Source organism: Streptomyces flavotricini (genome assembly GCF_020639365.1).
GTDB classification, from domain to species: Bacteria; Actinomycetota; Actinomycetes; order Streptomycetales; family Streptomycetaceae; genus Streptomyces; species Streptomyces flavotricini.
Genome location: NZ_JAINUL010000001.1, coordinates 3,113,223 through 3,124,902, shown reverse-complemented (window position 1 = coordinate 3,124,902; position 11,680 = coordinate 3,113,223). Strand labels below are relative to the sequence as shown.

The following is an 11,680-nucleotide window of genomic DNA, read 5'->3' as shown; positions in this document are numbered from 1 at the left end:
CCCGGGCGGCCGACTGCAGTGCTCGTCTACCTCATACGGCGGCTTTTCAACGTCGTCGCCACGCTGCTGGTGGTCTCCGTGGTCACCTTCGGCATCTTCTTCGCGGTCCCCAAGATCACAGGCAGCGATCCGGCCCTGATGTACGCCGGACGCGAGACCAACGAGACCGCCCTGGCGGGCATCCGCGTGAAGATGGGCTTCGACAAGCCCATCTCCGAGCAGTACCTGACCTTCGTCAAGGGCATCTTCGCCGGCCGTGACTACGACGGCGGCACCGATGTCACCCACTGCGCCGCCCCCTGCTTCGGCTACTCCTTCAAGACCGAGGCTCCCGTCTGGGAGACCATGGTCGACCGCATGCCGGTCACCCTCTCGCTCGCCCTCGGCGCGGCGGTCATCTGGGTGATCGCCGGTGTGGCCACCGGTGTGATCTCGGCGCTCAAACGCCGGACCGCCATCGACCGCACCGTGATGGTCGGCGCCCTCGCCGGCGTCTCGCTGCCGATCTTCTTCACCGGCATGGTGGCGCCCGCGATCTTCGTCTACAGCCTCGGCTGGCTGGACGTGTCCAACTACAAACCACTCACCGAGGATCCGGTGGCGTGGCTCAACTCCATGATCCTGCCCTGGGTGACCCTGGCCTTCCTCTTCGCCGCCACCTACGCCCGCATCACCCGCGCCACGATGCTGGACGTGCTCGGCGAGGACTACATCCGCACCGCCCGCGCCAAGGGACTCAAGGAGGGCGTGGTCATCCGCAAGCACGCCCTGCGTTCCACCCTCACCCCGATCGTCACGATGTTCGGCCTGGACCTCGGCGGACTCCTCGGCGGCGCGGTGCTCACCGAGACGACCTTCAACTTCCAGGGTCTGGGGACGGCGGCCGTGGCCGCCATCGGCCAGGGCGACCTGCCCGTGATCATGGGCGTCACCCTGCTCGCCGCGCTCTTCGTGGTGATGGCCAACCTGATCGTGGACCTGCTGTACGCCGTCATCGACCCGCGCGTGAGGCTGACGTGACCGAGAACCCCACCACCGGCAACGGGCCCGCGTTCGTGCCCGAGCAGGCCGGGCCGCCGTCCGAGGGCGCCGCGTTCCTCTCCGTGCGCGACCTCAAGGTGCACTTCCCGACCGACGACGGCCTGGTCAAGTCCGTCGACGGGCTCTCCTTCGACCTGGAGCGCGGCAAGACGCTCGGGATCGTCGGCGAGTCAGGCTCCGGCAAGTCCGTGACCTCGCTGGCCATCATGGGCCTGCACCGCACCGGCAACGCCCGCAGCCGCCCGCACATCTCCGGCGAGGTCGTGCTCGACGGCGAGGACCTCGTACGGGCCGACGCCGACCACGTGCGCAAGCTCCGCGGCCGCAAGATGGCGATGGTCTTCCAGGATCCGCTGTCCGCGATGCACCCGTACTACTCGGTCGGCAAGCAGATCATCGAGGCCTACCGGACCCACCATGACGTCGACAAGAAGACCGCCCGCACCCGGGCGGTCGAGATGCTCGACCGGGTCGGCATCCCGGAGCCCCACCGGCGCGTGGACGCGTACCCGCACGAGTTCTCCGGCGGTATGCGCCAGCGTGCGATGATCGCGATGGCACTGGTCAACAACCCCGAACTGCTCATCGCGGACGAGCCGACCACCGCCCTCGACGTCACCGTCCAGGCGCAGATCCTCGACCTGATCCGTGACCTCCAGAAGGAGTTCGGCTCCGCGGTCATCATGATCACGCACGACCTCGGCGTGGTCGCCGAGATGGCCGACGACATCCTCGTGATGTACGGCGGCCGGTGCATCGAGCGCGGCACCGCCGAGAAGGTCTTCTACGAACCCCGCCACCCCTACACCTGGGGCCTGCTCGGCTCCATGCCGCGCATCGACCGCGAGCAGACCGAGCGCCTGATCCCGGTCAAGGGCTCGCCTCCCAGCCTCATCAACATCCCGAGCGGTTGCGCCTTCAACCCGCGCTGCCCGTACGCCGACGTCCCCAAGGGCGGCATCACCCGCACCGTGCGGCCCGAGCTCACCCAGGACGACGGCCGGCACTGGTCCGCCTGCCACATGTCGCAGGAGGAGCGGACCCGGATCTGGACCGAAGAGATTGCGCCGAAGCTGTGACCGACATGAAGAAGACGGACGCGCCGCAGGCCGCCGAGGCGCAGCCGCTGCTGAAGGTGACCGGGCTGGTCAAGCACTTCCCCATCAACAAGGGGCTGCTGCGCAGGGAGGTCGGGGCCGTCAAGGCCGTCGACGGCATCGACTTCGACGTCCGGCGCGGTGAGACGCTGGGCGTGGTCGGCGAGTCCGGCTGCGGCAAGTCGACGATGGGCCGGCTGATCACGCGCCTGCTGGAGCCCACCGGCGGCACGGTCGAGTTCGAGGGGCGCGACATCACGCACCTCGGGGTCTCCGCGATGCGGCCGATGCGCCGCGACGTGCAGATGATCTTCCAGGACCCGTACGGTTCGCTGAACCCGCGGCACACGGTCGGCACGATCGTCGGCGCCCCGTTCAAGCTCCAGGGCGTCCAGCCCGAGGGCGGGCTGAAGGCGGAGGTGCAGCGCCTGCTGTCCCTGGTGGGCCTCAACCCGGAGCACTACAACCGGTACCCGCACGAGTTCTCGGGCGGCCAGCGCCAGCGCATCGGCATCGCCCGCGCCCTGGCCCTGAAGCCGAAGCTGGTCGTCGCCGACGAGCCGGTCTCGGCACTGGACGTGTCGATCCAGGCCCAGGTGGTGAACCTGCTGGACGACCTCCAGGACGAGCTCGGCCTCACGTACGTGATCATCGCCCACGACCTGTCGGTCATCCGGCACGTGTCGGACCGCATCGCGGTGATGTACCTCGGCAAGATCGTGGAGCTGACCGACCGCAAGTCGCTCTACGAGACCCCGATGCACCCGTACACCAAGGCGCTGCTGTCGGCCGTGCCGGTGCCGGACCCGCGCCGGCGCGGCGCGGAGAGCGGGCGCATCCTGCTGAAGGGCGACGTCCCCTCGCCGATCTCGCCGCCCTCCGGCTGCCGGTTCCACACGCGGTGCTGGAAGGCCACGCAGATCTGCACGACGCAGGAGCCGCCGATGCTGACTCCGGCCACCGGCCACCAGGTGGCCTGCCACCACCCGGAGAACGCAGCGGACCAGGCACCGGGCGACCCGGCCCTCCCGGGCGCGGCAGAAGCACTGGCCACGGTCTCGGAGTAACCCGCGCCGTCGCCCGCCCGTGTCCCGGGGCCCGGAGCCCCGGGACACGGGCATGCCGTCGGCCCGTCGCGGCGGGGCCGCGAGCCCCCGTGCCCGGCCCGCGGCCTCCGGCCGATGCCCGCGGAGTCCCGGGCCCCGCCTCCGCCCGGGGCGGCGGACCGTACCCGTCCGACCGCCGGCCGGGCGAACGGCACAATGGGGCGGTGCTCCACGATCTCTTCCCGCCCGGGATCCAGCATGCCCTGGACCTCGCCGGCATCTTCGTCTTCGCCACCGCGGGCGCGCTGCTCGCCGTACGCAAGAACTTCGACGTCTTCGGCATCTGCGTGCTCGCGCTGGTCACCGCCCTCGGCGGCGGCCTCTTCCGCGACCTCGTCATCGGCGCCGTCCCGCCCGCCGCCTTCGGCGAGCTCAGCTTCTTCGTGACCCCGCTGGTCGCTGCGGTCATCGTGTACTTCCTCCACCCCGAGGTGCAGCGGATCAACCGCGCCATCAACGTGTTCGACGCCGCCGGCCTGGGCCTGTTCTGCGTCACGGGCACGACCAAGGCCTACGAGTACGGCCTCGGACTCACCGCCTCCGCCGCGCTCGGCGTGGCCACGGCCGTCGGCGGCGGCGTCCTGCGCGACGTACTGGCCAACGAGGTCCCGTCGCTGCTGCGCGACCGCGAGATGTACGCCGTCCCCGCCATCGTCGGCGCCGCGATGGTGGCCCTGTCGATCGCCTTCGACAGCCTCAACGGCGTCACCACCGGTGCGGCGATCATCACCACGTTCGTGCTCCGGCTCCTCGCGATGCGGTACCACTGGCGCGCCCCGCTGGCCTGGAACCGCCGATCCTCGGTGGCCGAAGAGCCGTAACCTGCATGTAGCAAAGGAAAGCTACCGCTTAGTAGCCTCCCGTTGTAGGCTCGAAACCATGGCATACGCAGCAGCCCAGGCCTCCATCGGCGACAGCGAATTCGACCGGGACACCACCGTCACCGCGCGCGCGGACGAGCCCGGCGTGTACGACGCGGAGCTCTCCGCCGGGTGGACGATCATCACCGCCGTGAACGGCGGCTACCTGCTGGCCCTGGTCGGCCGGGCCCTGTCGGCGGCCCTGCCGCACCCGGACCCCTTCACCGTCTCCGCCCACTACCTGACCTCGTCGGTGCCCGGTCCCGCCGTGATCCGCACCGAGGTCGTCCGGATCGGGCGCACTCTCTCCACCGGCCAGGCCTCCCTCTTCCAGTTCGACGAGAGCGGCGCCGAGGTCGAGCGGATCCGGGTCGTCGCCTCGTACGGCGACCTCGCCTCCCTCCCGGACGACGTGCGCACCACCGCGGTCCCGCCGCGGTTCCCGGCGTACGAGGACTGCCTCGGCCCGGAGGCCGGCCCGGCCCCGATCCCCGGCAGCAACGCGATCGTCGACCGGCTCCGGCTGCGGCTGGACCCGGCGACGGCGGGCTGGGCCGTCGGCGCGCCCTCCGGGAAGGGAGAGATGCGGGCCTGGTTCGAGCTGGCCGACGGCCGCGACGCCGATCCGATGTCGATGCTGCTCGCGGTGGACGCACTGCCGCCGACCTGCTTCGACCTGGGCCTGATGGGCTGGAGCCCGACCATCGAGCTCACCGCGCACGTCCGCCGCCGCCCGGCCCCGGGCCCGCTGCGGATCTCCATCACCACGCGGAACCTGGCCAGCGGTTTCCTGGAGGAGGACGCCGAGGTCTGGGACTCCACGGACCACCTGGTCGCCCAGTCCCGCCAACTGGCCCGCGCCCCGCGCTGACCGGGGGTCCCGGCCGCCGCGAGCCCCCGGACCACGCCGCCGCGGACCCCCCGTCGCACCGGGGGGTCCGGGGCCCGGGAGGGGACTCGTAGAATCAGGGGATCATGGCCTACCTCGACCACGCCGCCACCACCCCGATGCTCCCGGAGGCCGCTGCGGCGATGACCGCGCAGTTCGCCGCCACGGGCAACGCCTCCTCCCTCCACGCCGCCGGCCGCCGCGCCCGCCGTACCGTCGAGGAGGCCCGCGAGGCCCTCGCCGAGGCACTCGGCGCCCGCCCGAGCGAGGTGGTGTTCACCGCGGGCGGCACCGAGGCCGACAACCTCGCCGTCAAGGGCCTCTACTGGGCCCGCCGCGACGCCGACCCCGCCCGGACCCGGGTGCTCGCCGGCCCCGTCGAGCACCACGCCGTCCTCGACGCCGTGCACTGGCTCGGCGAGCACGAGGGTGCCGACGTCGAGTACCTGCCCGTCGACCGCTACGGCCGCGTGCACCCCGAGGACCTGCGCGAGGCCATCGCGCGCAACCCCGACGACGTGGCCCTGGCCACCGTCATGTGGGCCAACAACGAGATCGGCACCGTCATGCCGGTCCGTGAACTGGCGGCGGTCGCCCGCGAGTTCGGCGTCCCCCTGCACTCCGACGCCGTCCAGGCCGTCGGACAGCTCGACGTCCGCTTCGGGGACAGCGGCCTCGCCGCGATGGCCGTCAGCGGCCACAAGATCGGCGGCCCGTACGGCATCGGCGCGCTGCTGCTCGGCCGCGACCAGACCCCCGTACCCGTCCTGCACGGCGGCGGCCAGGAGCGGCACGTGCGCTCCGGGACCCTCGACGTGCCCGCCATCGCCGCCTTCGCGGTGGCCGCCGTGATCGCCGCCGAACGGCGCGAGCGGTTCGCCGCCGAGATCGGCGCGCTGCGCGACGAACTGGTCGCCGCCGTGCTCCGCGCGGTGCCCGACGCCGTCCTCGGCGGGGACCCCGACGACCGGCTCCCGGCCAACGCGCACTTCAGCTTCCCCGGCTGCGAGGGGGACTCGCTGCTGCTCCTGCTGGACGCCCAAGGCATCGAGTGCTCCACCGGCTCCGCCTGCACAGCCGGCGTGGCCCAGCCCAGCCACGTCCTGCTGGCCACCGGGACCGACCCGCAGCTGGCCCGCGGCACCCTGCGCTTCTCCCTCGGCCACACCTCCACCAAGGAGGACGTCGCCGCCGTGGCCGCGGCCATCGGCCCGGCCGTCGAACGAGCCCGGACGGCAGGCCTCAGCTAGGGGGCCTGGGTCGCCCCGCCCGCCGCGAGCTCCGAGTGGACCAGGACCAGGTACCGGTCCCAGTCCCAGTGGGGGCCCGGGTCCGTGTGGTCGGTGCCCCGGACCTCGGAGTGGGCCAGTATGTGTGAACGGTCCACGGGTATGCCGTACCTGCGGCAGACGTCGGCGGCGAGGCGGGCGGAGGCCGCGTACATCGCCTCCGTGAAGTCCTGCGGACGATCGACGAAGCCCTCGTGCTCGATGCCCACGCTGCGCTCGTTCATCGCGCGGTTGCCCGAGTGGAAGGCGACGTCCATCTCGCGCACCATCTGCTCCACGCGGCCGTCCTGGCCGACTATGTAGTGCGCCGACGCCTGGTGGAACGGGCTCTTGAAGGCGTCCACCGAGGACGCGAAGCCGCCCTGCGTGACGTGCACGACAATCCGGTCGACCCGGTAGTCCTCGGGCCGGTCCGCCATCCGCCAGTTCGCCGGCGAGGCCGAGGTCCAGCCCGCGCCCGCGTGGTCCACCTCGCCCTCCTTGCGGGGCTTGCCCACGCCCGGCAGCAGCCACCAGGCGCGCCGCAGCTCGTCCTGTCCGGCGATCGCCGCCGCCGCGAAGACCCCCAGCCCCCCGAACAGCACCGCCCGGCGGGTCCTGCGCGGCCCCGCCTTCGGCGCGGCATCGACCTTGCTCCCCATGTGATCCACCCCCTGCCCGTGATAACGCGCTGTGACCCCGGCCGGTTCCCCCGTACTCTGGACGGTGCTATGACTGAGAACCTGCCGCGCGCCCCCCGCCCCCTTCGCGTCCTGGCCGCCATGTCCGGCGGCGTGGACTCCGCCGTCGCCGCCGCCCGCGCCGTCGAAGCCGGGCACGACGTGACCGGCGTCCACCTCGCGCTGTCCGCGAACCCGCAGTCCTTCCGGACCGGTGCCCGCGGCTGCTGCACCATCGAGGACTCCCGCGACGCCCGCCGCGCCGCCGACGTCATCGGCATCCCGTTCTACGTGTGGGACCTCGCCGAGCGGTTCCGCGAGGACGTCGTGGAGGACTTCATCTCCGAGTACGAGGCCGGGCGCACCCCGAACCCCTGCCTGCGCTGCAACGAGAAGATCAAGTTCGCGGCCCTGCTCGACAAGGCCCTGGCCCTCGGCTTCGACGCCGTGTGCACCGGCCACTACGCCACCGTCGTCCTCAACGAGGACGGCTCGCGCGAGCTGCACCGCGCCTCGGACATGGCGAAGGACCAGTCGTACGTCCTCGGCGTCCTCGACGAGAAGCAGCTCGCCCACGCGTTGTTCCCGCTCGGCGACACCCTCACCACCAAGGAAGAGATCCGCGCCGAGGCCGAGGAGCGGGGGCTGGCCGTCGCGAAGAAGCCCGACAGCCACGACATCTGCTTCATCGCCGACGGCGACACCCAGGGCTTCCTCGCGAGCCGCCTGGGCAAGGCGGAGGGCGACATCGTCGACGGGGCCACCGGCGAGAAGGTCGGCACCCACGACGGCGCGTTCGGCTTCACCATCGGCCAGCGCAAGGGCCTGCGCATCGGCCACCCCGCCCCCGACGGCAAGCCGCGCTACGTCCTCGACATCTCCCCGGTGAACAACACCGTCACCGTCGGCCCCGTCGAGGCCCTCGACGTCAGCGCCCTGACCGCGATCCGCCCCCGCTGGTGCGGCTCCACGGCCGCCGCCCCCGGCACCTACACCGCGCAGCTGCGCGCCCACGGCGGCGAGACCGAGGTCTTCGCCGAGGTCGTGGACGGCGAGCTGCGGGTCCGTTTCACGGAGCCGGTCCGCGGTGTGGCCCCGGGCCAGGCGATCGTGCTGTACGACGGCACGCGCGTGGTCGGCTCCGCCACCATCGCGACGACGACCCGGGCCGCGGCCGCGTCCGTGTGAGGTCCCGCCCCGGGTGCGGGATCGGGGCGGCGCGCCCAGACTCGGAACGGGGGGTCCCGGGGGCGGGAGGGTGCAGGAACCTCCGGGCCGTACCGCCAAGGGGACACCACATGAGCACCAGAACCCATCGCGTCCGCCGTCTGGCGGTGGCCGCCTGCGCGGCCCCGCTGCTGTTCACCGGGGCCGCCGCCGGAGTGGCCGCCGCGGCCGTGCCCGACACCGTGCGGGACTCGAACGCCGGTGAGATCGTTTCGCTGGTCAACGCGGAGCGGGCCAAGGCCGGATGCTCCCCGCTGACCGTGAACCCGCAGCTCACCCAGGCCGCGCAGGGCCACGCCGAGGACATGGCCAAGAACAACCTCAACGGACACACCGGGTCCGACGGCTCCAACGAGGAGGCACGGCTCGCCAAGGTCGGCTACAAGTGGAGCGCCTGGGGCGAGAACGTCTCCTCGGGATTCCCCGACTCCAAGGGGCACGTCGACGGCTGGCTGAACAGCGCACCCCACAAGGGAGCCATGCTGAACTGCAACTTCACCGAGACGGGCGTCGGAGTCTCGGGCGACCGCGCCGTCCAGATGTTCGCCAGGCCCATGTGAGGCCACCCGCGTCGGCCGGTCCGCCGGGCGCGCGGGACGCGCCCGGCCCCGGCCCCGGGCCTCAGACCACCGTGAGGACGATCTTGCCGGTGGTGCGGCCGAGCTCGCCGATCTCGTGGGCCTTCGCGGCCTGCCCCAGCGGCAGGACCGTGTCGACCAGCGGGCGCAGCCGGCCCCGGTCGGCCAGCGCCGCGATCTCCTCCAGCCCCTTGAGGTCCGGCTCCACCAGGACCCAGGAGGCGTGCACGCCCTGCGGGTCGGCCGGGAGCCCGTCCGGGCCGGGCAGGGTGATCAGGTGCCCGCCGGGCTTCAGGACCTTCAGCGAGCGCTGCCCGTAGTCCCCGCCCACCGCGTCGATCACGACGTCCACCTCGGAGACGGCGTCCTCGAAGTCCGTGGTGCGGTAGTCGAGCACCTCGTCGGCGCCCAGATCGCGCAGCAGCCCGTGCTTGGCCGCGCTGGCCGTGCCGATCACGTACGCGCCGCGGGCCTTGGCGATCTGCACCGCCAGGTGGCCGACCCCGCCGGCCGCCGCGTGGATCAGCACCCGCTGCCCGGCCGTGACCCCGGCCGTGTCCACCAGGGCCTGCCAGGCGGTCAGCGCCGCCAGCGGCAGGGCCGCCGCCTGCACGTGGTCCAGGGATGCCGGCTTGCGGGCGAAGTGCCGGGCCGGGGCGACCACGTACTCGGCGTAGCCGCCCGCCTGGCGCGGGAAGTTCGGCATGCCGAACACCTCGTCGCCCGCGCGGTACAGGGTCACGCCCGGGCCGACCGCCTCGACGGTGCCCGAGACGTCCCAGCCGACCATCGGGACCTCGCCCCAGCTGATCAGGCCGCCGCTGGCCCGGGTCTTCCAGTCCACCGGGTTCACGCCGGCCGCGTGGACCCGTACGAGGATCTCGTTCAGGCCCGGCTCGGGCCGCTCCGTCTCTACCTCGGTGAGGACCTCGGGTCCGCCCCACTGGCTCACGACGACCGCGCGCATGACTGTCTCCTTGGTGGTGCTCGGGTGTTCCGTGCCGGTTTCCCCGGCCGGTGTCTTCAGCCTGGCCGGATCCGTCCCCGCGTGGTGTTGGCCGTACGGCCACTATGTGACAGGATCTGGCCATGCCCGTTTTGCATCGAATCGCCGTCCTGGCCCTCGAAGGCGTCGCCCCGTTCGAGCTCGGAATGCCGTCCCGGGTGTTCGGCAACGCCCGCGGCGAGGACGGAAGCGCCCTGTACGAAGTCACCGTCTGCACCGCCGACGGCCGGCCCGTGACCAGCGACGCGGGCTTCACCATCGGCGTCACCGCCGGCCCCGAGGCCCTCGCGGCCGCCGACACCGTGATCGTCCCGCCCACCCACGCCATGCCCGGGCTGCTGCGCGGCGAGCCGCTGCCGCCGGAGCTCGCCGACGCCCTGGCCGCCATCCGTCCCGGCACCCGGATCGTGTCCATCTGCACCGGCTCCGAGGTCCTCGCCGCCGCCGGGCTGCTCGACGGGCGGCCCGCCACCACGCACTGGGAGCACGCGCCCGAGTTCCAGCGGTCCTTCCCGCGCGTCAGGCTCGACGAGGACGTGCTCTTCGTCGACGACGGCGACATCCTCACCTCGGCGGGCGTGGCCGCCGGCATCGACCTGTGCCTCTACCTGATCCGCGCCGACCACGGCACCGCCGCCGCCAACCGCGCCGCGCGGCTGTGCGTCGTACCGCCGTGGCGGGACGGCGGGCAGGCCCAGTACATCGACCGGCCGGTCCCCGAACCCACCGTCGCCACCACCACCGCCACCCGCGCCTGGGCGCTGGAGCGGCTCTCCGAACCGGTCACGCTGGCCGAGCTCGCCGCCCACGCCCGGATGAGCCTGCGCACTTTCACCCGGAGGTTCCGCGACGAGGTGGGCATGACCCCGGTGCAGTGGCTCACCGTCCAGCGCCTCGAAGTCGCCCGCCAGCTGCTGGAGTCCAGCGACCTGCCGGTCGACCTGGTCGCGCACCGGTCGGGCTTCGGCTCCGCCAACTCGCTGCGCCAGCACATGCGGGCCGCCCTCGGCATCTCGCCGATCGCCTACCGCCGGACCTTCCGGCCCGGGAGCCCGGTGCCCGTGGAGGCATGACCCCGCAGGTCATGGCCTTCGGCTCCCCGGCTTGGCAGGATCGGATCAACAGCCCGATCCGGCACGCCACTTGAGACCGCGGAGGTCAGACCCGTGACCGCGTACGCCATCGCCCACATACGCCCCGAGACCATGAACGAGGACATCCTCCGCTACATCGAGGAGATCCAGTCGACGATGGACCCCTTCGAGGGCCGCTTCCTCGTCCACGGGGCGCAGGTCGAGGTCATGGAGGGCCCCTTCCCCGGGACCGTAGTGGTCCTGGGCTTCCCGGACATCGGGCGCGCCCGCGCCTGGTACGCCTCCCCGGCCTACCAGGCCCTGATCCCGCTGCGCACCCGCCACATCCCGGGCGAGGTCATCCTGGTGGACGGCGTCCCGCCCGGCTACGACGCGACGAAGACGGCGGCCGCCCTGCGCGCCGAAGCGGGTCTGTGATGGGCCATCCCGCCCTCCACGTCCTCGCGGGCGCCGACGGCCACCAGGGCGCCTACGACTCCTGGGGTTCCCCGGGACGAGGCGTTCCTCCGCTCCGACGACTCGGTCGAGGCCGGAGCGCTGATCGACCCCGTCCGCCGCGAGCTGCTCCTCCTGGCGAGCACGTCCGGGCCGCGGGCGGCCGCTTCGCCCCGCCCGCGCCGGACCACGCCGCCGCGCTGGCCGGCGTACGGGACGACGCGCCGGAGCTCTGGGCCGGGCCCCGGGACATGCGGGCGGCGGTCGTGGCGGCGGCCCCCGGGGCCCTGGTCGGGCACGCGCATCCCAGAAGCCGGCGGCGGTCTCCTTGCGTTCGTCGGTCAGGACCTCGCTGTAGGCCAGGCGGGAGTGGTCGTCGACCGCGGAATGGACGTAGGA

12 protein-coding genes are annotated in these 11,680 nt (G+C 72.7%); 10 read left to right on the top strand and 2 right to left on the bottom strand.

Annotated features, from left to right (window positions below):
• Positions 1 to 18 precede the first annotated feature (18 nt).
• The 6 genes from K7B10_RS13825 to K7B10_RS13800 all read left to right on the top strand — a co-directional run bounded on the left by K7B10_RS13825 (position 19) and on the right by K7B10_RS13800 (position 6,243).
• Entirely contained in the window at positions 19 to 1,020 is a 1,002-nt protein-coding gene (locus tag K7B10_RS13825; RefSeq protein WP_030857349.1) for an ABC transporter permease, read from the top strand.
• Between the two features lie 35 nt (positions 1,021 to 1,055).
• A complete protein-coding gene (locus tag K7B10_RS13820) occupies positions 1,056 to 2,120 on the top strand; it encodes an ABC transporter ATP-binding protein (protein ID WP_229345002.1) in 1,065 nt (354 codons plus the stop codon).
• A gap of 5 nt (positions 2,121 to 2,125) precedes the next feature.
• Complete coding sequence (locus K7B10_RS13815) at positions 2,126 to 3,205, top strand: ABC transporter ATP-binding protein (protein WP_229336364.1); 1,080 nt, start codon at positions 2,126 to 2,128, stop codon at positions 3,203 to 3,205.
• Positions 3,206 to 3,408: 203 nt separating this feature from the next.
• Positions 3,409 to 4,065 carry a trimeric intracellular cation channel family protein gene (locus tag K7B10_RS13810; RefSeq protein ID WP_229336363.1) on the top strand — a complete coding sequence of 219 codons (657 nt, stop codon included), beginning with the start codon at positions 3,409 to 3,411 and terminating at the stop codon, positions 4,063 to 4,065.
• Positions 4,066 to 4,123: 58 nt separating this feature from the next.
• Positions 4,124 to 4,975, top strand: coding sequence for a thioesterase family protein (locus K7B10_RS13805; RefSeq protein WP_229336362.1), 852 nt, complete (start codon positions 4,124 to 4,126; stop codon positions 4,973 to 4,975).
• A gap of 104 nt (positions 4,976 to 5,079) precedes the next feature.
• Complete coding sequence (locus tag K7B10_RS13800) at positions 5,080 to 6,243, top strand: cysteine desulfurase family protein (protein WP_229336361.1); 1,164 nt, start codon at positions 5,080 to 5,082, stop codon at positions 6,241 to 6,243.
• Here K7B10_RS13800 and K7B10_RS13795 read toward each other — a convergent pair.
• Positions 6,240 to 6,923 carry an N-acetylmuramoyl-L-alanine amidase gene (locus K7B10_RS13795; protein WP_229336360.1) on the bottom strand — a complete coding sequence of 228 codons (684 nt, stop codon included), beginning with the start codon at positions 6,921 to 6,923 and terminating at the stop codon, positions 6,240 to 6,242. The two genes, K7B10_RS13800 and K7B10_RS13795, sit on opposite strands and share 4 nt — an antisense overlap.
• A 69-nt stretch (positions 6,924 to 6,992) precedes the next feature.
• On the opposite strand from K7B10_RS13795, the gene mnmA reads away from it, so the two are divergent.
• The gene (mnmA, locus tag K7B10_RS13790) at positions 6,993 to 8,129 is read left to right on the top strand and encodes a tRNA 2-thiouridine(34) synthase MnmA (protein WP_229336359.1); all 1,137 of its coding nucleotides are present in this window, start codon (positions 6,993 to 6,995) and stop codon (positions 8,127 to 8,129) included.
• 110 nt (positions 8,130 to 8,239) lie between these two features.
• Positions 8,240 to 8,728 (top strand): CAP domain-containing protein, encoded by a 489-nt coding sequence (locus K7B10_RS13785; RefSeq protein ID WP_229336358.1) that lies wholly within the window; start codon positions 8,240 to 8,242, stop codon positions 8,726 to 8,728.
• Between the two features lie 61 nt (positions 8,729 to 8,789).
• Here K7B10_RS13785 and K7B10_RS13780 read toward each other — a convergent pair whose 3' ends face one another.
• A complete protein-coding gene (locus tag K7B10_RS13780) occupies positions 8,790 to 9,713 on the bottom strand; it encodes an NADP-dependent oxidoreductase (RefSeq protein ID WP_229336357.1) in 924 nt (307 codons plus the stop codon).
• Positions 9,714 to 9,835: 122 nt separating this feature from the next.
• Here K7B10_RS13780 and K7B10_RS13775 point away from each other — a divergent pair, with 122 nt between their 5' ends.
• Both K7B10_RS13775 and K7B10_RS13770 read left to right on the top strand, forming a co-directional pair.
• On the top strand, positions 9,836 to 10,825 hold the full coding sequence (locus K7B10_RS13775) for a GlxA family transcriptional regulator (protein WP_229336356.1): 990 nt from the start codon (positions 9,836 to 9,838) through the stop codon (positions 10,823 to 10,825).
• Positions 10,826 to 10,918: 93 nt separating this feature from the next.
• Positions 10,919 to 11,263 (top strand): DUF1330 domain-containing protein, encoded by a 345-nt coding sequence (locus K7B10_RS13770; RefSeq protein WP_229336355.1) that lies wholly within the window; start codon positions 10,919 to 10,921, stop codon positions 11,261 to 11,263.
• Positions 11,264 to 11,680: the final 417 nt, after the last annotated feature.